The following is a 22123-nucleotide window of genomic DNA, read 5'->3' on the forward strand; positions in this document are numbered from 1 at the left end:
CTCAGGCCTGCGTTCCGCCAACGGTGATGCCGTCGATCAGCAACGACGGCTGGCCGACGCCGACCGGCACGCTCTGCCCGTCCTTGCCGCATACGCCCACGCCTTCGTCCAGCGCCAGGTCATTGCCGATCATGCGCACCTTCTGCATGGTCTCCGGGCCGTTGCCGATCAGCGTGGCGCCCTTGACCGGCGCGGTGACCTTGCCGTCTTCGATCAGGTAGGCCTCGGTGGCCGAGAACACGTACTTGCCGCTGGTGATGTCGACCTGACCGCCGCCGAAGTTGACCGCGTAGATGCCCTTCTTCACCGAGCGGATCATCTCCTGCGGATCGTGCTGCCCGGCGCGCATGTAGGTGTTGGTCATGCGCGGCATGGTCAGGTGCGCAAACGACTCGCGGCGGCCGTTGCCGGTCGGTGCCACGCCCATCAGGCGCGCGTTATGGGTGTCCTGCATGTAGCCGACCAGCACGCCGTCTTCGATCAGCGTGGTGCACTGGGTGGGCGTGCCTTCGTCGTCGATATTGAGCGAGCCGCGACGGCCATCCAGGGTGCCGTCATCGACGATGGTCACGCCCGGCGAGGCCACGCGCTCGCCGATGCGGCCGGCGTAGACGCTGGTGCCCTTGCGGTTGAAGTCGCCTTCCAGGCCATGCCCGACCGCCTCGTGCAGCAGCACGCCGGGCCAGCCCGGGCCGAGCACCACCTGCATCACGCCGGCCGGTGCCGGAATCGCATCCAGATTGACCAGGGCCTGGCGCAGCGCTTCGCGCGCAAAGCCTTCCGGGCGGCCGTCGGCGAACAGCTCGGCATAGCCGTAACGCCCGCCGCCGCCGGAATAGCCGGATTCGCGGCGCCCGCCGTGTTCGACGATCACCTGCACGTTCATGCGCACCAGCGGGCGCACATCGGCAGCCAGCACGCCGTCGCTGCGCGCGATCAGTACCGTGTCCACGCCACCGGACAGGCTCACCATCACCTGTTTGACGCGCGGGTCGGCCGCGCGCACGTACTGGTCGATGCGACGCAACAACTCGACCTTGGTCGCGCTGTCCATGTCGTCGATCGGGTCGGTGGCCGGGTACAGCGCACGGCCACTGCCGCGCACCAGCGTGCGAGTGGATTGCGCACCGCCGTCGCGCGAGATCGCACGTGCCGACTGCGCCGCTTCCAGCAGCGCCTCGCGCTGGATGTCGTCGGAGTAGGCGAAGCCGGTCTTTTCGCCGGAAATCGCACGCACGCCCACGCCTTGTTCGATGGAATGCGCACCGTCCTTGACGATGCCGTCTTCCACGCTCCAGCTCTCGCGTCGCGAATGCTGGAAATACAGGTCGCCGAAGTCGATGCCCGGGCCCAACAGAGCGCCGAAGGTGCGGTCGAGATGGCCGGTGTCCAGGCCGGAAGGAAGCAGCAGCCGGGTTTCGGCCAGAGTGAGAGCGTTATCGGTCATGCGATCAGGATGGGGCCCGCACGCCGGGGAGACAAGTCGTTCGGCTGAACGTGCGGCGCGGCTATCATCGCAGGCCTGCTGCCCTGCCGACGCCCGCGCATGAAGCTCACTGCCCACGTCCTGGATGGCCACACGCTGGACATCCGCCCCGCCCCGCACGAGCGCGACTGGATGGACGCCACCGACCAGCGCTATGCCTACCGTTGCCTGCCGCTGGCGATCGCCAATGCGCATGGCTGGGAGCTGCTGTGCCAGGCCGGTTTCGCGGCCAGCTGGAACGGCGGCGATGGCCTGGACGCCATTCAGATCGTTGCCGATGGCGGCAGCGCATCACCGGCGATCAGCCACTTCGGCTATGGCGTGCTGACCTTCCACGTGCCCTGCCTGTTCCGCACCGAAGAAGGCATCGATCTGTTCGTCACCGGGCCATTGAACCGGCCCAAGGACGGCATCGGTGCCTTGAGCGGCATGGTCGAAACCGACTGGAGCCCGTACACCTTCACCATGAACTGGAAGTTCACCCGGCCCGGGCGGGTGCGCTTCGACGCCGGCGAGCCGTTCTGCCATCTGTTTCCGCTGCCACGCCGGCTGATCGAGCAAGTGCAACCGCAGTGGCAGCCGCTGTCCGAGGCGCCGGAACTGGCGCGGCAGCACGCCGACTGGACCCACAGCCGCACGCGGTTTCTGGATGAACTGCCGGATGCGCAATCGGCCGCCGCACGCGAGAAGTGGCAGCGCGGCTATTTCCGTGGCGTGGCTGGCGCGGATCAAGCGCCAGCGCCGGGCCACCGTTCGCGGCTGCGCCTGCCGATGTTCGCGCGTGCTGCCAGCGAAGACGAGGCGGATAACGGGACGCCAGCAGACTGAGCATGTCAGCGTCTGGGCGCGGCTTGCCACGTGCAGAGCTGGCTGGAAGGCGCTAGGTGTATTCGATGTGCCCGGCGGGCGCTTCAACACCTCAGCGCGACGGTGTGCGGACTGGCCCGATGCATTGCGTGGGCTTGGCGCATTCGACTAATCCGGCGGGCGCCGCACGTTTGGGCGCCTCAGCGCGGCGCTGCACCAGGCTTGCTGGAACTGACACCTGGCGCACTTGAAGAACTCGGTTTGCTTGGCACACGCTCGCGCGCTTCGCGTTCCACCACGTCCACCTGCGGCTCCTTCCACGGGCCGGTGACGTGATAGGTCTTGGCACCGATCGCGCCCAGCGGCTTGCTCAACACCGCATTGGCGGCCGCGCCCACCGCCGCGCCGACCGGGCCACCGGCCACTGCGCCGACCACGGCCAGCAGATTGCCGGCCTTGGGATTCACGTCCACGGTCTGGTCGAAGGTCTGCGCACGCAGGTCGGTCAGCCCGCGGATGGCGATGTCGGCGGCCGGGCCTTCGATGCGGATGGCGTCGGTGCGCGCGAAACCATCGCCGAAGCGCACCTCGCCGGCCAGCTTGTTGAACGCCAGCCCCTTGGAGAAGAAGTCGCGGAAGTCGAACATCAGCCGGCGCGGCAACTGCGCCACGCTGAGCAGGCCGAGCACGCGGCCGGCGCCGGGATCCACTTCCAGCAATTGGCCGTTGCGTACGTCGATCTTGAGATCGCCGTCCAGCGAACCGAGCGCAAAGCCGGTCGGCGAGCCCTGCCAGCCGGCGTTGAGCTCAAGCTGGCCTTCGCCACCGCGCAGCTGACCGCCCAGGGTGAGGTTTTGCAGCAGATTGCCGAGATTGCGGCTGTCCACGCGCGCTGATAACCGGGTGCTGGCGGATTCGCCCTTGCCGCGCCAGGCGCCGGTCAGACCGATGCTCTGGTCGTTGGAGCGCAGTTGCAGCTGATCCACCTGCATGCCGTCGCTGAGCCGGCTGCTGCGCAGGATGGCCGCGCCCAGGGTCATCTTGCCAACCTGCAGATCGTCGATATCCAGCGACAACGGCGGAATCGACACCGGGTCGAACTCGGCCACCGCGCGGCGCGCCGGCTCGGGCAAGGCGCCGGCCAGCGGGTCGCCCGGCTCGGGCGCGGCCGGTTCGGCAGCCGCCACTACCGGCTGCCAGTGTACGGTGCGCAGCTTGCCCTGCACGGCGGCGCCGTCGGCATTGGGCACCGTGAGCTGGCCGGCCAGCGACGGCCCGTCCAGCGTTACCGCCACCGCGTCGCGGGTAGGCCGCAGCCGTAACCGGGTCTGCGGGAACACGCCGCCGATCATCAGCAGTCTGTCTGCCTGCACGTCCACCTGCTGCAGCGGCACCGTGCTTTTTTTGGTCTCCGGCTGGCCCGGCAGCGGCGGCATCTCTGGCTCGCTGCTGCCGCGCGCCAGACTGATCCAGTCGATCGCATCCAGCGAGGCGGTGCGGCCGGTGACGATCAACCCGTTGGCCGGTGGGCGCTCGCTGACCGTGTCGGTGCCCATCACCACGCGCACGCCGGTCTGGTTGCCCTGGCTGCTGGCCTTGAGCGCCACCAGCTTGCCGAACGCCACATCGATATCGCCATCGCCGACCGGCAAGGCCACCTTGACCTGGGTGTCCAACGGCTGGGTGGCCGCCTTGTCCAGCGGCGCGGGCAGATCCAGGGTGGTGCCGACCAGGTCCGAGCGCAGGCTCAACATCGCCTTCGCATCGGTCTGGCCCGGCGGCGGCAGCGGCACATCCACGCCCACCTGCCAGGGCGCGCTGCCGTGCACGTACGGGCGCAGCCATTCCATCTGCGGCGCGCGGTCGAACAATTCCTTGGCATCCAGAGTGGCGGCGAAGCGCGCTTCGAACGCCTGCTTCGGGTCCTGCACGAAGCCGCCGGCACGCAAGGACAACTCGCCACTGCGGCCCTGGTGCTGCACGCTCAACTGCTCGGCGGCAAAGCCGGTGTCGCGGTAGTCGGCCTGGCCGCTGACCTGGTCGAAGGCCAGATTCCAGCGCGCATCGGCCAGCTTGGCACCCTGCAGCGCGACCGTGCCCTGCAGATGCCCGCCCACACCCTTGCTGCGTAACGGGCGCAGCAGATCGAAGCTCACCGTTGCCGGGCCCGACACCGTGAGATTGCGCAAGGTGTCGCCGTAGCGACGCTCCAACGGACTTTTGCGCAGCATGCTCAGCAGCTGCGTGGCGTCGGCCTGGGTGGAGGCGCGCACGTAGAGTTCGGAGGTGGCGAAATCGGGAATGCCGGCCTCAAGCTGGGTGATCGGCGCGCCAGCCAGCTCGCCACTTCCATGCAGGGAGAAGCCGTTACCGAGGAAGCTCAGATCGGCCTGCACCTGCTCCATCGCCGGCCACTCGGGATTGAAGGGGATCACGCCGTCGCGGATATGGCCGAACGCTTCGAAGCGCCCGTCGTTGCCTTCGAACGGCCAGTCGTCCAGATCGCCGCTGACCAGGCCGGTGCCGCCGGTGATCACACCGCCGGCCACCGCCTTGTCCAGCCAGTCGATGGCGGGCTTGCTCATCTTCGAGCGGATCCAGAATTTGCGCGCCACCGGCAAGGCAACATCGTCCAGTTGCGTTGCCAGCTGGATGCGCGGGCGGCTGCCATCGTTCTGGAACCACAGCCCGCCGCGCACATTGGCGCCGTAATCCTTGGCCTGCACCCGCAAGGCCGGCGTGGCGACCTGCCAGCCGGCGCCGTCGCGCCAGCCGACGAGCTTGCCGGCCAGCTGGATCTCATGCACCACCCCAAAGCCGGTCGGCCAGTCGAAACGCACCGTGGCATCGGGCGCGGTATCCAGCTCGACCGCCTGCGCATCGCCATCGATCTGCCCGCGCAAACCGCTGATGCCTGGCGCGTTGCCCACCGGTAGGAACGCCAATTCGTCGATCCGGCCCTGCGCGCGCAGGGCACCGCCCTGCTCGCCTGCGACCTGTAGGTCGGTCACGCGCAGCTGCGGTTTGGACAAACTCAACCAGCGCCGCAAGGTGGGCGACAGGTTGTCGCTCAATGCCGCCGCTGTGATCAGACCGGAGACATCCACATGTTTGCCGACCACCGCGTAACGGCGCCCTCCAGCGATGCTCAGCCCATCCAACTGCTGCAATTTGGCCGCCTGGCCCAGCCGCAGCAGTGGCGCATCCACCCGCCAGCCGCCTTCGATGGTCTGCCAGCGCGCGCGTGCCTGCAGCCGCTCCCACACCAGCGTGCGGCGTGCGGTTTCATCCGGCAGTGCGGCACCGGACAAGCGCACCTGTTGAAGATCGGCATCCACGGTGACACCGGTGATGCGGCGCGCACGCAGTTGTGCCCACGCCTGCAGCCGTCCGCTGCCGCCATCCACGCGCATGCCGCCGACGTGCAGCAACGAGGCCCACGCGGCCAGATCTGCGGGGTCGGCTTGCGCGTAAGCGCTGCCGTCGCCGCTGTTGCGATCGAACTCCAGCACGGTGGTCAACGGTGCGCGCTGCACATCGATCCATGCGTGGCTGCCGACTTTCACCGTCGAACCGCTGACACGCAGACGCAGATCGATGCGCGGCAACGTGGTGTCCAGGCCGATCGAAGGCGCGGTCACATGCAAACGCGCCTCGGCTACCTGGATTTCGCCGAGGCGACGCAAGGCTTCCAAGGGGTCGGCACGTCGCGCGGCCGGCAAGCCCTGCACCGACCACACGCCGTCATCGCTACGCTGCAGCGTCAGTGCCAGACCACGCAGGCGGACTTCGGTCAGCGAATGGCCGGGCAACAGGCCGGCGTACATCGCCAGCAGGATTTCGGCCTGGCCCACGCGCACTTCGCCATGCGGACCGATCCGCAACCCATCCAGCCGCAACAGCGGACCGCGTCGGGTCCACTCGGTCTGCAGGCGATCGAAGGCAATGGGCTGGCCGGCGCGCTGACTCAACCACGCGGCGATCTGCTGCGGCCGCTGCTCGGCAAGCGGCAACGCCTGGCTGGCCGCACCCACCAGCAATGCGATCGCCACCAGCACGAGTGCGGTGGCGGTGATCGCATAGCGGCGAAACAGACGCAGACGGCGGCGCAGCGGGGTGGGCATTAACGGCCGGGAATGGGGAGTGGGAAATGGGGAATCGCAGGAGCAGAAAACGCGCCACACGCACGATCATCCACTTGCGCGCGCCGCCATTCTAAAGATGTCGGCAGTAACCCGCAGAGCGCCTTTCGCTCCATCCCCATTCCCGATTCCCGATTCCCGACTCTCCATTCCCAGCCTCACAGCAACACCACATCGAACTGCTCCTGCAGATACTGGTCGTCGGACTGGAAGCGGATGCTCTTGCCGAGGAATTCCTCCAGCTCGGCCACGGCCGCCGACTCTTCGTCGGTGATGCGGGCCACCACTTTGGACGAGGCAATCACCAGCAGCCGCGCCGCGTCGAACTGGCGCACCGCACGGGTGATCTCGCGAAAGATCTCGTAGGTCACCGTCTCGGCGGTCTTGATGGTGCCGCGCCCGCTGCACTGGCCGCAGGTTTCCGACAGCTGCCGCTCCAGGCTTTCGACGGTGCGCTTTCGGGTCATTTCGACCAGGCCCAGCGGCGAGAATTCGTACACGGTGGTCTTGGCGTGATCGCGTGCCAGCGCCTTTTCCAGCGTGCGCAGTACCTGGCGGCGATGCTCGGCATCGTCCATGTCGATGAAGTCGATGATGATGATCCCGCCCAGGTTGCGCAGCCGCAGCTGCCGCGCCACCGCTTGCGCGGCCTCCAGGTTGGTGCGGAACACGGTTTCTTCGAGATTGCGCTGGCCGACGAACGAACCGGTGTTGACGTCGATGGTGGTCATCGCCTCGGTCTGGTCGATCACCAGATAGCCGCCGGACTTGAGCGGCACCTGTTTGTTCAGCGCGCGCCCGATCTCGTCCTCGACCCCGTACAGATCGAAGATCGGCCGGTCGCCGGTGTACAGCTCCAGCCGCTCGGCCAGCACCGGCATGTACTTGGCCACGAACGCCTGCAGCTGCACGAAGGTCTCGTTGGAGTCGACCTTGACCTTCTCCACGTCGCGGCGGATCAGGTCGCGCACCGCACGCAGCGGCAGGCTCAGGTCTTCGTAGATGATGCTGCACGGCGGCGCTTCGCGGCCGCGCCGCTCCACCACGTTCCAGACCCGCGACAGATAGGCGATGTCCTCGGCCAGCGCCTCGGCCGGCTGGCCTTCGGCATTGGTGCGGATGATGTAACCGAAGCCGCCGTGCTGGGCCGAGACCTCGCTGACGATGGTCTTCAAACGCAGCCGCTCGGCCTCGTCTTCGATCCGCGCCGACACCCCGACGATCTTGGACTGCGGCAGCAGCACCAGATAGCGCGAGGGAATGCTGATCTGGGTAGTCAGCCGCGCGCCCTTGGTGCCGATCGGGTCCTTGACCACCTGCACCACGATGTCCTGGCCGTCGCGCAACAGCTCCACGATCGGCACCGAGGCCGCCGGCGGCGGCGGAATCGGGGTTTCTTCGGTATCGACCACGCTGGCCGGCGCGGGCGCCGGGCGGATCACGTCGTTGGCGTGCAGGAACGCGGCGCGCTCCAGGCCCAGTTCGACGAACGCCGCCTGCATGCCGGGCATCACCCGCTGCACCTTGCCCTTGTAGATATTGCCGACCACGCCACGGCGCCAACCGCGCTCGATATGCAGTTCCTGCAGCATGCCGTTCTCGATCACCGCCACGCGGGTCTCGCGCGGGGTGACGTTGACCAAAATCTCTTCCGACATCAATGCGCTCCGAAGGCTGTGAGCAACTGCGAGGTGTGAAATAAGGGCAATCCCATCACGCCGGAATAGCTCCCGGACAGATGGCTGATAAAACGTTCGGCGCGTCCCTGGATTGCGTACGCACCGGCCTTGCCCATCGGCTCGCCGCAGGCCGCATAGGCAGCGATCTGCGCAGCATCGAGCGTGTCGAACGTGACCTCCGATACCACCAACGCCTGCGCCGGGGCGCGTTGTGCGCAGACTAGAACCACCGCTGTGAGTACCTGGTGGGTGCGCCCTGACAGCAAGCTCAACATCGCGATCGCATCGGCCACATCGACCGGCTTGCCGAACACCCGCTCGCCCAACACCACCTCGGTATCGGAGCCCAGCACGATCGCAGCGGGGTCGCTGGCCTGCACCTGCGCCAGCCCGGCGCGCGCCTTGTCCAGCGCAACGCGTTGCACGTAGTGCGCGGGCGATTCGTCGGGCGCGCGCAGCTCGGGCACGTCCAGTTGCAAGGTCTGGAACGGCACATCCAGGCGTTGCAGGAGTTCTTGTCGGCGCGGCGACCGGGAGGCGAGATAAAGCATCCTTCCAGCATACCTGTTGCCCATGCTCGCCCGCTTGCTTGCATGGCACACAGTGGTCGCGTTCGACTCACAACATGTTCATCGAACTCACAACACGCTCTGCAGACAGACAAGGAGATCTCATGCGTACCACCTTCAAGCCGTTGTTGCTGGCCCTCTCGATCGCTGCCGGAACCGCCATGACCGCCCATGCTCAACCTGCGTCGAGTTACACCATTCCCAACGACGGCACCTTGCTCAACGTGTCGGCCGAAGCGGAAGCCAAGCGCGTGCCGGACATCGCCACACTGTCTGCCGGCGTGGTCACCCAGGCTGCCGACGGCAACGCCGCCATGCGCCAGAACGCCGAGCAGATGAACAAGGTGCTGGCCGCCGTCAAGGCCGCCGGCATCGCCGACAAGGATGTGCAGACCAGCGGCATCAATCTCAGCCCGCAGTACACCTACAAAGAAAACGAAGCGCCCAAGATCAACGGCTACCAGGCCAGCAACACGGTCAACCTCAAGGTCCGCGACATCACCCGCCTGGGCAAGGTGCTCGACGCCCTGGTCGCCCAGGGCGCCAACGACATCAATGGCCCCAGCTTCTCGATCGACCAGCCCGAGCCGGTCTACGACGAAGCACGCGTGGCCGCACTGAAGAAGGCCCAGGCCCGCGCCGACACCTACGCCAAGTCGCTCGGCCTGAAGGTGCGCCGCATCGTCAGCATCTCCGAAGGCCGCAGCGGTGGCGGCGTGCGCCCGATGATGATGGCGGCCTCGATGCGCTCGGCCAAGGTCGAGATGGACACCCCGGTCGCACCGGGCGAAAGCACGCTGTCGATCAACCTGGATGTGACGTTCGAATTGGGGCGTTGATCGGATCGAAACCGAGCGTGATCTGATTTTTCTGACTGCCCTCTCCTGAGGGCAGTTTTTATTGGGAAAGCCGGAAATTCTGGTGCCTCGCCCTGGCATGTCATCTGCGACCGCCTCTAGTCGTACGCGAGTCTGCCGCACCAGCCAGGCAGCCCGAATCGATACGCCTGGAGTCAATCGGCGAGCCATCGCCGGCGCTGCGAAATCACTTGTGTCCACACAAAGGTCGCGGTAAACCTACGTCACCGGATGGTGGTGTGCGTCCGGGTCGCGCTGGTCCGTTCCGCAGTTCCGTTGAGGAGGTGGATGATGGTTCTCACGCAATCGCAGGTTTCTTCCCGATCCACAGGCATCGACACCTCGCGCGTTCTGGCGATGAGCACGGCCGTGGCGTTGCATTTGCTGGCCGGCGGGCTGTTGTTGATTCCGCTCTCGTACCGGGCGATTCCGCAGCAGCCCACGCCCAAAGAACGTTGGGTCATGCCGATGACGATCCCAACGCCACCCGCCCCGCCAGCGGTGTTCCCGATCGAAGTGAAGTTCAAGCCACAGGCGACGCAGACACCGCCGACCACCGTGCCGGTGCAGGTACAGGTGCAAACACCAGTGGTGAATCAGGCACCGTTGGTCGACAGCGCAGCGCTTGCCTTGTCCGCTGTCTCCGAAGCGATAGCTGAGAGCGCGCCAGCCATTGCCGCGCCCAGCGGCCCGGTCGAGGCAGGCCAACTGCAGTATCTGAGTTCACCGGCACCGAGTTACCCGGTGGCCGCCTTGCGTGCCGGGCAGCAAGGCACGGTGCTGCTACGCGTGTTGGTCGGTACCGATGGGCGCCCGACCGAAGTGAGCGTGCAGACCAGCAGCGGTCATCGCGCACTCGATCTGGCGGCGCGTAGCCAGGTGTTGCGCAGCTGGCGTTTCCAGCCGGCGATGCAGAACGGTCAGGCCGTGCAGGCCTACGGTCTGGTACCGGTGAGTTTTTCGTTGAATTGAGTGAGTCTGGAATGCGGCGACTCGGCCTTCGAGTCGCCGCATACGAGCAGTGCGCCACATCAGACCGGCATGAAGCGCTCTGGGAGCAGGTGCTCGTGCAGTGGATTTCCAATTGTCGGGCACAGCCTCCTGACGAGTGCTCGCGATGCAACGTCAGCAGCACACACGATCCAATGCAGCGGTGACCGGCGGGTCACCACGACAGGCAACAGCAGCGGCTATTGGCACACCGCAAAACCTTGGTCACCAGTCACGCGCGGTGATACGGATGATTGGCCAACATCGCCGCAGCGCGATACAGCTGCTCGGCGACGATCAGGCGCACCAGCATGTGCGGCAGGGTCAACGGGCCGATCGACCAGCTCTCGCTGGCGGTTTTCAGCACATCGGCGGAGTGACCTTCGGGGCCGCCGATCAGAAACGCCAGATCGCGGCCCTGCCCGCGCCAATGTTCCATGCGTTGGGCGAGCTGCTCCGAACTGAGCGGGCGACCCGGGATATCGAGCGCCACCACGTAGGCGTTCTTGGGCAGCGCGGCTAGCACGCGGCGGCCTTCGTCGTCGGTGGCGCGTTGCGCGTCGCGGCCCTTGCCGCGCAGGCCGGGTTCGATCTCGACCAGCTCCAATGGCATCCAGTGCGAAAGACGTTTCTGATATTCGGCAAAGCCCTGCGCCACCCAGGCCGGTGCGCGCTCGCCGGTAGCGATGAGTCGGCATTTCATCGCGACATGATATCCGCGTCACAGCTCGGGCATCGGAACCAGGTCGATCACAGCGGTGTCATGGTGCGGTTACAGCAGGCATCTAGCGTCGGCGGACTACCCAGCCAGCAGGAGTCGTTCGATGCCGATTTTCGATCCCGCCCGCCGCCAGGTGCTCAAAGGCAGCGCCGCCGTGATGGCCGCCGGTGCGCTTGGCAGCTTGAGCGCGCTGCAATCGCGCCAGGCCCAGGCCGCCACCAGCACCTCGCCACCGCTGCAGCTGGCACCCGTGCCCAGCCGTTATGGCCCGCTCGCCCCGGTCGCCGACCAGAGCACCGGGCTGCCGCTGCTGCAGCTGCCGCGCGGTTTCAGCTACCGCTCGTTCGGCTGGAGCGGCGATCGCATGGACGATGGCCAGCCCTGCCCCGACCGTCACGACGGCATGGCCGTGGTCGGCCTGCGTCGGCCCGACTGGCGCCCGGGGAGCGATCCGCTGCGCGGTCTGGAATATGTGCTGATCCGCAACCACGAGCGCGGTGCGACCACCCCGTTCCGCGCACCGGCGATGTACGACACCGGCATCGTCAGCGGCACCCAACTGGCCGGTGGCGGCACCACCACGCTGAGTTACGGCCGCCGCGGTTGGGGCAGCCTGGAGCCGAGCCTGGGCGGCACGCTGGTCAACTGCGCCGGCGGCCCCACGCCGTGGGGCACCTGGCTGAGCTGCGAAGAGATCAAGACCAATGCGGTCTCCAGCACCGGCCGCAAGCACGGCTACGTGTTCGAAGTGGACCCGGACAGCCAGCGCACCACCGGCCGGCCGCTGGTCGGGCTGGGCCGCTTCAGCCATGAAGCGGTGGCGATCGATCCGCGCACCGGCATCGTCTATCTCACCGAAGACGACCGCAACAAGGCCGGCCTGTATCGCTTCACCCCCAACGAACGTCGCGGCCGCAATGGCTCACTGGAAAATGGCGGCCGGCTGCAGGCCGCACGCGTGCGTGGGCGGCGCAATGCCGACCTCACCGTCGCCAGCATCGGCCAGCAGTTCCAGCTGGAATGGGTGGATATTTCCGAGCCCGATCTGGATGGCATTGCCGCACCGGCCGGCTTCCCCGACATCGGCGCCAACGACACCCTGAGCGGTCCGTTTGCGCAGGCTTGGGCCGACGGCGCGCTGCGCATGAGCCGTGGCGAAGGCATCTGGTACAGCTACGGCAAACTGTTCATCGTCGACACCAGCACCGGCGTGGATGCGCAGGGCCGCCGCGGTTACGGCAACGGCGCTGTATGGGTGCTTGATCTTTTCACGCAACGCTTGAGCGCACTGTTCGTCAGCGGCAACCAGCTGGCCGCGCACAACCCGGACAACGTCACCGTCAGCGCGCGCGGTGGCGTGGTGCTGTGCGAAGACGGTGGGGAGAGTCCGGACGAATACGGTCCCGGCGCGCGCCTGCTCGGCCTCACCCGTGGCGGCGAATCGTTCTATCTGGCCAAGAACAACGTACAGCTGACGTCGCAGCAGATCGCCGATGCCGGCAAGACCATTGCCGAGGGCGATTACCGCGACACCGAATTCTGCGGCGCCTGCTGGGATCCGCTGTCGCGCACCTTGTTCGTCAACATCCAGACACCGGGGATTACGCTGGCGATCACCGGGCCATGGGAACGCGGTCCGTTGTAGGCGGTCTTTGCCAGGCAAACGGCCGACGCCGCACCTGCCGGACGGACCGTCGTTCGCTCGGCAGTTTTCCATAATGCCGGAGCAGGCCTCACGCGGCCGGCAGGGACAACCTGCGCTAATGCAGATCTGCGGGGAATACGGGCGTTCGAAGCACCACTCCTAGCTGCAGGACAGCTGCGCACTCACCACTAGCGGTCGCTGCGACGCAAACGCGACGACTGCAGCCGCTCGCTCCACGTGCACGGTTGGCACCACCGCCTAATGAACCGCTCCGCTCAGCGGCATTCGTTTTCAGTCGAGCGTGCAGGCAGCGCGCGAGTCGTGGGCCTGCGTGTCAGAACCAGGGTGCGTCTGGTCCGCCAGACATGGCACGCTGCAATTTCAGCCAGCGCTTGAGCGATTGCGGGTCGGCCAGTTCACGCAGGCCCTGGCGCGCATCCATCAGATCGTCTTCGACGTCGCGCTTGAGTTGCGCCATCAATTTGCTCAGCCGCTCGGGCTTGAGCCGCGACGGCAGGTCCAGACCATATTCCGCGCAAAAGTCCTCCGACTGCTGCAGGACCTGCTGCTGCAACTCCTTGCACTGCCGGTCCAGTTCGCGGTTGTAGTCCTGCAACCGCGCCGCGCTCATCGCATCCACCCCTTGCGCGTCCAGCAGGCCGATCTCGGCCTGCAGTTCGAGCAGGCCGAGCAGATCGCCGGCCTTGTAAGCCGCATTGAGCCGTTGCATCAGGATGGTGCGCGAGGCGTGGTCGTCGGGATCCTTGGCGCGGTCCGGATGCAGATTGCCGGCCAGCTTGCGATACAACTCGCGCAACGGTGGCGGCTCGGCATTCCCGGCAACCGCTTTTTTCTCGGCACGCTTGCGGCGCTGCGCGTTGCGCTGCTGTTGTTGCGCGTGTTCCTGCTCGAGACGCTCGCTGACGCGTTCGAAGAGTTCTTCGGGCGAGTCGATGCCGTCCAGTTCGTCGGCATCCAGCCCATAGGCCTGGCCGAGAATCTGCTTCATCAGTGCATCGGATTCGGAGACTTCCTGGTCGTAGCCCATGACACTGTGGCGATCGTAGATCGGCCGCAATGCTTCATGTCCCGATTCGATCAGCGGGCCGGCGATATCGCACAGCAGCTCTGACAGAAACGCACGGTCGGCCTTGCTCAGCTTGACCGTGGCATGCGCGCGATCGAGTTCTTCGACCAGCGCCACATCGGCCGCGCGCCGATGATCGAGCAAGGGCTGCAGCTCGGTGTGATAGCGCTCGCGCCAACGCGTGAGCGCCGTTTGCCAGGCCTGCAGTTCGTTGCGATGACGCTCCAGATCGCGCAGCAAGCGGTCGAAGCGTTTGCGCGCCGGCGACAACGGCTGCGCGGCGGCCTGCGCCGGCTGGCTGCGCAGTTGCTGCAGCGCCGGCGAGGCGGGTGTCTCCGTCTGGGCTTGGGATTTTCTCGCCATGCCGTGGGTCAGTTACGCCTCGGGGTCGGCATCCACATCGTCCGGACGCTGGTCGCCTACGGTCCACAGGCGCTCCAACGCGTAGAACTCGCGCACGCGCGGCAGCATCACGTGCACCACCACATCGCCCAGGTCGACCAGCACCCATTCTGCTTCGCGCTCGCCTTCCACGCCCAGCGGCATCACGTCCAGACGCTTGGCGAACTTGACCACTTCTTCGGCGATCGACTTGACGTGGCGGGTCGAGGTGCCCGAGGCGACCACCATGTAATCGCAGACGCTGGACTTGCCGCGCACATCGATTTCGACCACGTCCTTGGCTTTCAGCTCCTCCACGGCCTCGCGCACGGTGGCCAACAGGGCCGGCACGGACGGCGGCGGGTTCGGAATGGAGGTCTTGATGACTTGGGCTTGGGTGGTCAAAGCGGGCAACTCGATGGAATTAGCGTGAATTATAGGCCGGTCCGGCCGGATGCGTGTTCAGCTAGACGGCTGCGCGCTGCCGTAAAGGCATTCGCGCACGATAAACGCTGCCACCGACGGCGGCACCAGTGCCTGCCAGTCGCCGCCGGTGGCGATGCGCGAACGCACCGCGCTGGCCGATTCGCCGCGCAACGGTTGATGCAACCGCCACAGGCGGCCGGCCGGGGTGGTGCCCAGTTCGCTGGCGCTGGCAGCCCATCTGCCCTGCACTGCCTGGGCAAGCTGCGGCACATCGGCCAGATCCAGCGGGACGCCTGGACGCTCGGCAACGACGAAATGCGCCAGCTCGAACAGCGCCTCCCACCGATGCCAGCTGCTCAGGCCGACAAAGGCATCGGCGCCCAGCAACCAGGCGATCGGCGTCGCAGGGCCGAGTTCGGCGCGCAGTTCGCGCAAGGTATCGACGGTGTAGGACGGTGCGCCGCCCTGGCTGGCGCGGCGTAGCTCGCGGGTGTCCAGCACCAGCCCGGGCGTGTCGGCGAGCGCCAGTTCCAGCATGCGTGCGCGCTGCGCGGCAGTGGCGCCGGGTGCGGGGCGATGCGGCGGGTCGGCGGCTGGCACCAGATGCACGAGCGCGCCCAGTTCGTCGCGCGCGGCGCAGGCGATGGCCAGATGGCCCAGGTGGATCGGGTCGAAGGTGCCGCCGTAGTAGAGGTGGAGCTGGGATTGGGGATTGGGGATTGGGGATTCGGCAGCGCGAGGTTCCAGCGCTGCGGACTGGGGATCGGCATCTGGGGAGATGGGAACAGCGGCGGCCTCAGTGGCAGTTGTCTGCACATCGTGGTCCGGGATTGCGCTGTTCTGAGGCTTCCGGGTCCCGGTCTTCACCTTCTGGCCTCCAGTCCCCACATCCACCGCTTTCACACCAGCAATCTCACCGCACGCGCTTCGGCCACGGCCACCAGCAGGCGTTCCAGGCCGACCCAGGCGTCGCCGTCGGCGCGGCCCTTGGCCATGCGATCGACCAGCCCGGCTTCGGCGACGAAGCGTTCCCAGCGACGCGGTTCGGGGTGCCGTTGCAGCGCGCGCTTGAACGGGGCCTGGCGCGACTCCCACAGGCCTTGCGCCTTCATTTCGGCGGCGAGATTGCCGCCATTTGCCTGCACTTTCGCCAGCGATGCGGTACGCAGCAGTTCCTTGATCAGGATCGGCATCAGTGCGGCCACCGCTTCACCCTCGGCGCGCAGGCCGGCGAGCATGCGGATCACCGCCGCCGGCTGCCCGGAGAAGGTGGTTTCGGCCAGCCGGAACACGTCGTAGCGGGCGGCATCGGCGACCAGCGACTCCATCGCCTCCAGGTCCAGTACCTTGCCATCGGCCAGCAGTACCAGCTTGTCGATTTCCTGCGCGGCGGCGAGCAGATTGCCCTCCACCCGCTCGCTCAGGCGCTGCACCGCGGCAGCGTCCGCACGCAGGCCGTGGCTGCGCAGGCGGCGCTCGATCCAGTCGGACAATTCGTGCGGCTTGATCGCCCAGGCCACCGAGATGGTGCCGATGCGGCCGACCGCATCGGCCCACTTGCCCTGGTGCGCCTTGCTCCAGTCGTTGGCGGTGATCAGCAACACCACGTCCGGCGGCGGATTGGCGCAGAAGCGGGTAATGACATCGGCACCGTCCTTGCCCGGCTTGCCGCTGGGCAGGCGTATTTCCACCAGCCGGCGCGGACTGAACAGGCTGGGCGCGTTGAAGGTCGCATCCAGCTGGTTCCAGTCGAACTCGCGGCCATCGGCGTCGAAGACTTCGCGTTCGCCAATGCCTTCGGCGCGCGCTCGGGCGCGCACCGCATCGGCCGCCTCCAGCACGCGCAGCGTCTCGGGGCCGGCGATCAGATAGACCGGCTGCAACGGCTGGTTGGACTGGCCGGCAAGCTGCTCGGGGCGGAGTTCCATGACTGCGAGCGCGCGCGACGCTTAGTTGTTCGACGCAGGCGGCAACGCCGCCGGTACGCTCGACTCAGGCGTGGTCGGCTGCACTGGCGGCGTGGGAGCCTGCGGCAGCGGCGCGGTCGGCGTGCTTTCCAGCGTCTCGCCACGCTGCACGCGCGCGCGCACCACGCTGTCGATGCGACGCAGGATCGAGGCCGACATGTCCTTGCGCAATTCGTCGGCAAGGATCTCGCGCTCGGTCGCGGTACCGGTGGCATCTACCGGCGGCGACACGTAGTCGCGCGACAGCTCGATCACCTGCTGCGGCACCAGCACCGCGCCATTGGCGGTGGTGACGGTGAAGATGGCGGCGTAGCGCAGGCTGTATTCCTGCGCACGGCCCTGGCTGTCGATGGCGATCGGCAGATCGCCCCAGCGCTCGGACAACACCTGCACCTGCGCAAAGCCGGTCTTGGCGTCTTCGTCGGCCAGGGTGGCGCCGGCAGCCTTGAGGCCACGCCGCAGCAACTTGGCCAGCTCGCTGTACTGCACTGCAGACTGCACCTTGACCGCTGGCGTGTCCGGCGGCAACGCCAGCGAATTGCGCAGATGGAAGCCGCAGGCGGTGAGGCTCGAGACGAGCACGAGGGACGCAGCGAAGGCAGTAGGAAATCGAATCATGGGCACAGTCTGGATGAGCGCCCCGGCGGCGGCAACAGGCGGCTAGCCTGACCGACACCGCGTGAATGGGGCTTGAGAGCGCCGCAGTAAAACTGCGGCGGCCGGTAATGACAAACGCGTCGCCACGCGCCAGTGAAATGAATCGGCAAGAACGACCGCAGCCCCCTTGCCTGCGCGCCAGTGCAGGAATTACCTGAAACCGCCGCATCAACCTAACCTACGCGCCGCCACGCCGATCCGGCGAACTCCCCGGAACGGCGCCTGCGACCCGACCAATCAGAACCCATCACCCCGCCACGATGTTCACGATCTTGCCGGGCACGATGATGATCTTGCGCACGCTCATCCCTTCCAGGAACTTGGCCGCGTTCGGCTCGGCCTGCGCCAGCGCTTCGAGTTGCTCGCGCCCGGTGTCGGCGGCGACGTCGATGGTGCCGCGCAGCTTGCCGTTGATCTGCACCGCCAGGGTCAGCGCGTCGCGTACCAGCGCGGCGGCATCGACCTGCGGAAACGCCACATCTTCCAGCAGCGTCTCGCCGCGGCCCAGCACCTGCCACAGCGCGTGGCTGGCGTGCGGCGTGATCGGGTTGAGCAGCAGCACCATCGCTTCCAGCGCTTCCTGCCGCACCGCCCTGCCCTGGTCGCTGGCGTCGTCGAACTTGGCCAGCGCGTTGGACAACTCCATCACCGCCGCAATGGCGGTATTGAAGCTGTGGCGGCGGCCGTAGTCGTCGCTGACCTTGCCGATGGTTTCGTGGGTCTTGCGGCGGATCGCCTTCTGCTCGGCGCTCAGGCTGGCGACATCCAATGCAGCGGCAGCGCCCTCGCCCACATGCTTGTGTACCTGCACCCACAGCCGGCGCATGAAGCGCGCCATGCCGTCGACGCCGGCCTCGTTCCATTCCAGCGATTGCTCCGGCGGTGCGGCGAACATCGAGAACAGGCGCACGGTGTCGGCGCCGTACTTGGCCACCATCGACTGCGGGTCCACGCCGTTGTTCTTGGACTTGGACATCTTCTCGGTGCCGCCGATATGCACCGGCTGGCCATCGGCGATCAACACCGCGCCGGTGACGCGGCCGCGCTCATCGCGCTGGATTTCGACGTCGGCCGGGTTGATCCAATCCTTGCCGCCGTTGTCGGCATCGCGATAGAACGTGTCGGCGATGACCATGCCCTGGGTGAGCAGGTTGGTCACTGGCTCGTCGCTGTCCACCAGCCGCGCGTCGCGCATGAGCTTGTGATAGAAGCGGAAATACATCAGGTGCAGGATCGCGTGCTCGATGCCGCCCACATACAGGTCGGCCGGCATCCAGTAATTGGCGCGGCGGTCGACCATGTCGCGTGCGTTGGGGCTGGTGTAGCGCGCCACGTACCAGCTCGACTCCATGAAGGTGTCGAAGGTGTCGGTCTCGCGCTCGGCCGGGCCGCCGCACTCCGGGCAGGTGGTCTGGCGCCAGGTGGGGTCGGTCTTGATCGGCGAACCGGTGCCGGCAAACTCCACGTTCTCCGGCAGCACCACCGGCAGCTGGTCTTCCGGCACCGGCACCGCGCCGCACTTGGCGCAATAGATCACCGGAATCGGGCAGCCCCAGTAACGCTGGCGGCTCACGCCCCAGTCGCGCAGGCGGTAGTTGACCCGACGCTGGCCCTGGCCCTTGCGCTCGAAGCGCTCGGCCAAGGCTTCGAAGGCCCCGCCGAAATCCAGCCCGTCGAATTCGGCCGAATTGATCAACTCCAGCTCGCGGCTCTTGTCGGTGTACCAGTCGCGCCACTGGGTGGCGTCCCAGGTCTGCTCGTCTTCATTGCGCGGCTCGCGCAGCTTGACCACCTGCACGATCGGCAGGGCGTACTTGTTGGCGAATTCGAAATCGCGCTGGTCATGGCCCGGCACCGCCATCACCGCACCGGTGCCGTAGCCCATCAGCACGAAGTTTGCCACCCACACCGGCACCTGCTCGCCGCTGATCGGATGCACGGCGGTCAGGCCAGTGGCCATGCCGCGTTTTTCCTGGGTTTCCAGTTCGGCTTCGGAGACGCCGCCGTGCTTGAGCGTTTCCAGCAGCGCGGCCAGTTCCGGATTGGATTTGGCCGCGTGCAACGCCAGCGGGTGCTCGGCGGCGATCGACACGAAGGTCACGCCCATCAGCGTGTCCGGGCGGGTGGTGAACACACGCAGCGGATCCAGCGCAGCGCCATTGGTGTCGCGCACGTCGAACTGGATCTCCAGCCCTTCCGAGCGGCCGATCCAGTTGCGCTGCATGGTCTTGACCGAGTCCGGCCAGCCGTCAAGCTGATCCAGGCCGTCGAGCAGTTCCTGCGCGTAATCGGTGATGCGCAGGAACCACTGCGGAATCTCGCGTTTTTCCACCAATGCGCCGGAGCGCCAGCCGCGGCCGTCGATCACCTGCTCGTTGGCCAGCACGGTCTGGTCGATCGGGTCCCAGTTCACCACCGCGTTGCGACGGTAGGCCAGGCCCTTGCGCATCAGCCGGGTGAACATGCGCTGCTCGTGCACGTAATAGTCCGGCGAGCAGGTGGCGAACTCGCGCGACCAGTCGATCGCGTAGCCCAGCGACTTTAGCTGCCCGCGCATGTGCTCGATGTTGGCGTAGGTCCACTTGGCCGGCGCGGTCTTGTTCTTGATCGCGGCGTTTTCCGCCGGCAACCCGAACGCATCCCAGCCCATCGGCTGCATCACGTTGTGGCCGGTCATGCGCTTGTAGCGGCTGACCACATCGGAAATGGTGTAGTTGCGCACATGGCCCATATGCAGCGCACCGGACGGGTACGGCAGCATCGACAGGCAATAGAACTTCGGTTTGTCCGAGTTCTCATCGACCTGAAAGGCGCGGGTGGCATCCCAGAACTGCTGGGCGGAGGTTTCGACCTGCTGCGGGTCGTAGACGTTCGGTTCGACGGTGGACATTGGGAGCGGATGCTCGGGCGGTGCAAAGCGGCACAGGGTACCGCAGTGCAGCAGGCGCTCCAAACGCGCGCGTCAGAAGGCGGGTTTGGCCGGCCAGCTCCAGCCGGCAACGGCCAGCCAGCCTACCCAGGCCAGGAACGCCACACGCTGGGCGATTGCCTGGCGCAGCAACCCCGGCGGCCCGAATGCCAGCACCGCCACCAGCAGCCCGGCGCCCAGACTCAGCAACGCCAGCGCGCGGGTATCGGACTGGTTGAGCAGCGCGGCGGCGATCAACAGCATGGCCGGCACGAACGCCACCGCCCATAGCAGCCAGGCGGTGGCATGGGCCTGGCTGGCGCGGCCATCCAGGTCGGTGGGATCCAGCGGCAGCAGGCCCATGCCCAGGAACGCCAAACCTGCCAGCACGATCAACTGCCCGCCCACGCGCAGGCTCCAGCCGGACTTGGCCGGCATGCGCGCCAGCAGACTGATGCCGGTTGCCATGCCCAACCCACCCACCAACGCGAACGCCAGCAGGTTGAAGCCCAGCGCGTGCGGAACGCCGTCTGCGCCCAATAACGCCACCGGATGGCTGGCCTGCAGATAGCCGGGCAATGCCAGCCCGAAGCCGGCCACCGCCAGCACGAACACGGTTGCCGCGATCAGGCCCAGGTAGCGCTGCGTGCCATCGATGCTCGCCATTCGTCTTGCTCCAACGCGGGGCGCAGGTTGCGCCGCCATGACGCGGCATTGTGGTGCCGGGGGCGGGTGGCGTGAACCCCTTGTCTGATCCCGGCTGGCCTGATATCGGCCGGCCCGTTTGCTGGCGGCCTGGTCGTCACCGGCCTCGGCCCGCCTTGTCATGACCGGCCTGGCGATAACCTCCGGTTGTCCCGATCCCGGCCAGCCTTGTGTCGGCCGGGTTTGCCACCATTACGTCCCACTGTTGCCGTCATCTTTTCAGGAAGCCCATGTCCGACAAGCCGCACGTATTCGATGCCACCACCGACACCTTCGAGACCGAGGTCCTGCAGAAATCGTTGACGACACCGGTACTGGTGGATTTCTGGGCCACCTGGTGCGGCCCGTGCAAGTCGCTGACGCCGATCCTGGAAAAGCTCGCCGCCGACTACAACGGTGCGTTCGAGCTGGCCAAGGTCGATGTGGACAAGGAACAGCAGATCGCCGCCGCGTTCCAGATCCGCTCGGTGCCGACGGTCTTCCTGGTCAAGGGCGGCGAACTGGTGGATGGCTTCCCCGGCGCGATGCCGGAAGGCCAGATCCGCGAATTCCTGACCCAGCATGGTGTGCTGCCGGCCGAGGCGCAGGTGGTCGAAGAACTCCCGCCGGCGCCGCTCGACCCGCAGGACCAGGCCGCCGCGCTGCGCGAGGCGATCGCCGCCGAGCCGGACAAGGACGAACTCAAGCTGGACCTGGCGCTGGCACTGCTCAAGACCGGCGACACCACCGAGGCCGAGCAGCTGATCGACGCCCTGCCCGCCAACCTGGCGACCGACGACCGCGCGGTGCGTGCCAAGGCGCGGCTGAGCTTTGCCAACGTCCTGAAAGACGCGCCGGATGCGGACGCGCTGCAGGCCGCCGTGGCCGCCAACGGCGCCGACCTGCGTGCGCGCCATCTGCTCGGCGTACGCCATCTGCTCGACGGCAACGATGAAGCTGCGCTGGAGCAGTTTCTGGAAATGCTGCGGCAGGACCGCGCCTTCGACGACAACCTGCCGCGCCGCAGCCTGATCGATGCATTCCGCGTGATCGAGGACGAAGACCTGGTCGGCCGCTATCGCCGCAAGATGTCGTCGTTGGTGTTCTGACAGCCGAT

The 22123-nt window shown here is 66.9% G+C and carries 17 protein-coding genes; 5 read left to right on the forward strand and 12 right to left on the reverse strand.

Features of this window, described 5'->3' with window-relative positions; genetic code table 11:
* Position 1: 1 nt before the first annotated feature.
* On the reverse strand, positions 2-1447 hold the full coding sequence (tldD, locus tag NMB96_RS20980) for a metalloprotease TldD (RefSeq protein ID WP_043889082.1): 1446 nt from the start codon (positions 1445-1447) through the stop codon (positions 2-4).
* A 99-nt stretch (positions 1448-1546) separates the two neighbouring features.
* On the opposite strand from tldD, the gene NMB96_RS20985 reads away from it, so the two are divergent.
* Positions 1547-2314, forward strand: a complete 768-nt coding sequence (locus NMB96_RS20985; RefSeq protein WP_255085563.1) for a DUF6065 family protein — start codon at positions 1547-1549, stop codon at positions 2312-2314.
* A 179-nt stretch (positions 2315-2493) separates the two neighbouring features.
* Here the strand turns inward: NMB96_RS20985 and NMB96_RS20990 are convergent, their stop codons facing one another.
* From NMB96_RS20990 to NMB96_RS21000, 3 genes are all read right to left on the reverse strand, one after another.
* The gene (locus NMB96_RS20990) at positions 2494-6417 is read right to left on the reverse strand and encodes a YhdP family protein (RefSeq protein ID WP_255085565.1); all 3924 of its coding nucleotides are present in this window, start codon (positions 6415-6417) and stop codon (positions 2494-2496) included.
* 176 nt (positions 6418-6593) lie between these two features.
* Positions 6594-8093, reverse strand: a complete 1500-nt coding sequence (rng, locus tag NMB96_RS20995; protein WP_006449951.1) for a ribonuclease G — start codon at positions 8091-8093, stop codon at positions 6594-6596.
* On the reverse strand, positions 8093-8665 hold the full coding sequence (locus NMB96_RS21000) for a Maf-like protein (protein ID WP_255085570.1): 573 nt from the start codon (positions 8663-8665) through the stop codon (positions 8093-8095). The genes rng and NMB96_RS21000 overlap by 1 nt, the downstream gene beginning before the upstream one ends.
* A gap of 122 nt (positions 8666-8787) precedes the next feature.
* Between NMB96_RS21000 and NMB96_RS21005 the strand changes: the two genes are divergently transcribed.
* Positions 8788-9522: an SIMPL domain-containing protein gene (locus NMB96_RS21005; RefSeq protein ID WP_006449949.1), complete on the forward strand. Its 735-nt coding sequence runs from the start codon at positions 8788-8790 to the stop codon at positions 9520-9522.
* Positions 9523-9828: 306 nt separating this feature from the next.
* Positions 9829-10512 (forward strand): energy transducer TonB, encoded by a 684-nt coding sequence (locus tag NMB96_RS21010; RefSeq protein ID WP_255085572.1) that lies wholly within the window; start codon positions 9829-9831, stop codon positions 10510-10512.
* A gap of 250 nt (positions 10513-10762) precedes the next feature.
* Here NMB96_RS21010 and rlmH read toward each other — a convergent pair whose 3' ends face one another.
* On the reverse strand, positions 10763-11233 hold the full coding sequence (rlmH, locus tag NMB96_RS21015; RefSeq protein ID WP_168957765.1) for a 23S rRNA (pseudouridine(1915)-N(3))-methyltransferase RlmH: 471 nt from the start codon (positions 11231-11233) through the stop codon (positions 10763-10765).
* Positions 11234-11354: 121 nt separating this feature from the next.
* Here rlmH and NMB96_RS21020 point away from each other — a divergent pair, with 121 nt between their 5' ends.
* A complete protein-coding gene (locus tag NMB96_RS21020; protein ID WP_255085573.1) occupies positions 11355-12896 on the forward strand; it encodes an alkaline phosphatase PhoX in 1542 nt (513 codons plus the stop codon).
* 334 nt (positions 12897-13230) lie between these two features.
* Here the strand turns inward: NMB96_RS21020 and NMB96_RS21025 are convergent, their stop codons facing one another.
* The 7 genes from NMB96_RS21025 to NMB96_RS21055 all read right to left on the reverse strand — a co-directional run bounded on the left by NMB96_RS21025 (position 13231) and on the right by NMB96_RS21055 (position 20988).
* Positions 13231-14346 carry a J domain-containing protein gene (locus NMB96_RS21025; protein ID WP_255085574.1) on the reverse strand — a complete coding sequence of 372 codons (1116 nt, stop codon included), beginning with the start codon at positions 14344-14346 and terminating at the stop codon, positions 13231-13233.
* Between the two features lie 12 nt (positions 14347-14358).
* A complete protein-coding gene (rsfS, locus tag NMB96_RS21030; protein WP_023903364.1) occupies positions 14359-14769 on the reverse strand; it encodes a ribosome silencing factor in 411 nt (136 codons plus the stop codon).
* Positions 14770-14826: 57 nt separating this feature from the next.
* The gene (gene nadD, locus NMB96_RS21035) at positions 14827-15570 is read right to left on the reverse strand and encodes a nicotinate-nucleotide adenylyltransferase (protein ID WP_343237637.1); all 744 of its coding nucleotides are present in this window, start codon (positions 15568-15570) and stop codon (positions 14827-14829) included.
* Positions 15571-15689: 119 nt separating this feature from the next.
* A complete protein-coding gene (gene holA, locus NMB96_RS21040; RefSeq protein ID WP_023903362.1) occupies positions 15690-16718 on the reverse strand; it encodes a DNA polymerase III subunit delta in 1029 nt (342 codons plus the stop codon).
* A 21-nt stretch (positions 16719-16739) separates the two neighbouring features.
* Positions 16740-17375, reverse strand: coding sequence for an LPS-assembly lipoprotein LptE (locus NMB96_RS21045; RefSeq protein WP_023903361.1), 636 nt, complete (start codon positions 17373-17375; stop codon positions 16740-16742).
* A 286-nt stretch (positions 17376-17661) separates the two neighbouring features.
* Complete coding sequence (leuS, locus tag NMB96_RS21050; RefSeq protein ID WP_183086712.1) at positions 17662-20304, reverse strand: leucine--tRNA ligase; 2643 nt, start codon at positions 20302-20304, stop codon at positions 17662-17664.
* Positions 20305-20376: 72 nt separating this feature from the next.
* A complete protein-coding gene (locus NMB96_RS21055; protein ID WP_023903359.1) occupies positions 20377-20988 on the reverse strand; it encodes a DUF998 domain-containing protein in 612 nt (203 codons plus the stop codon).
* A 269-nt stretch (positions 20989-21257) separates the two neighbouring features.
* On the opposite strand from NMB96_RS21055, the gene trxA reads away from it, so the two are divergent.
* The gene (gene trxA, locus NMB96_RS21060) at positions 21258-22115 is read left to right on the forward strand and encodes a thioredoxin (protein ID WP_255085578.1); all 858 of its coding nucleotides are present in this window, start codon (positions 21258-21260) and stop codon (positions 22113-22115) included.
* The last annotated feature ends 8 nt before the right edge of the window (positions 22116-22123 follow it).

Origin of the sequence: Xanthomonas hortorum (assembly GCF_024339125.1) — a bacterium.
Classification (GTDB): domain Bacteria; phylum Pseudomonadota; class Gammaproteobacteria; order Xanthomonadales; family Xanthomonadaceae; genus Xanthomonas; species Xanthomonas hortorum.

Excerpts from the sequence above, each read along its gene's own strand:
- tldD (WP_043889082.1), bottom strand. The coding sequence starts at position 1,447 with ATGACCGATAACGCTCTCACTCTGGCCGAAACCCGGCTGCTGCTTCCT.
- NMB96_RS20985 (WP_255085563.1), top strand. The coding sequence starts at position 1,547 with ATGAAGCTCACTGCCCACGTCCTGGATGGCCACACGCTGGACATCCGC.
- NMB96_RS20990 (WP_255085565.1), bottom strand. The coding sequence starts at position 6,417 with ATGCCCACCCCGCTGCGCCGCCGTCTGCGTCTGTTTCGCCGCTATGCG.
- rng (WP_006449951.1), bottom strand. The coding sequence starts at position 8,093 with ATGTCGGAAGAGATTTTGGTCAACGTCACCCCGCGCGAGACCCGCGTG.
- NMB96_RS21000 (WP_255085570.1), bottom strand. The coding sequence starts at position 8,665 with ATGCTTTATCTCGCCTCCCGGTCGCCGCGCCGACAAGAACTCCTGCAA.
- NMB96_RS21005 (WP_006449949.1), top strand. The coding sequence starts at position 8,788 with ATGCGTACCACCTTCAAGCCGTTGTTGCTGGCCCTCTCGATCGCTGCC.
- NMB96_RS21010 (WP_255085572.1), top strand. The coding sequence starts at position 9,829 with ATGATGGTTCTCACGCAATCGCAGGTTTCTTCCCGATCCACAGGCATC.
- rlmH (WP_168957765.1), bottom strand. The coding sequence starts at position 11,233 with ATGAAATGCCGACTCATCGCTACCGGCGAGCGCGCACCGGCCTGGGTG.
- NMB96_RS21020 (WP_255085573.1), top strand. The coding sequence starts at position 11,355 with ATGCCGATTTTCGATCCCGCCCGCCGCCAGGTGCTCAAAGGCAGCGCC.
- NMB96_RS21025 (WP_255085574.1), bottom strand. The coding sequence starts at position 14,346 with ATGGCGAGAAAATCCCAAGCCCAGACGGAGACACCCGCCTCGCCGGCG.
- holA (WP_023903362.1), bottom strand. The coding sequence starts at position 16,718 with ATGGAACTCCGCCCCGAGCAGCTTGCCGGCCAGTCCAACCAGCCGTTG.
- NMB96_RS21045 (WP_023903361.1), bottom strand. The coding sequence starts at position 17,375 with ATGATTCGATTTCCTACTGCCTTCGCTGCGTCCCTCGTGCTCGTCTCG.
- leuS (WP_183086712.1), bottom strand. The coding sequence starts at position 20,304 with ATGTCCACCGTCGAACCGAACGTCTACGACCCGCAGCAGGTCGAAACC.
- NMB96_RS21055 (WP_023903359.1), bottom strand. The coding sequence starts at position 20,988 with ATGGCGAGCATCGATGGCACGCAGCGCTACCTGGGCCTGATCGCGGCA.
- trxA (WP_255085578.1), top strand. The coding sequence starts at position 21,258 with ATGTCCGACAAGCCGCACGTATTCGATGCCACCACCGACACCTTCGAG.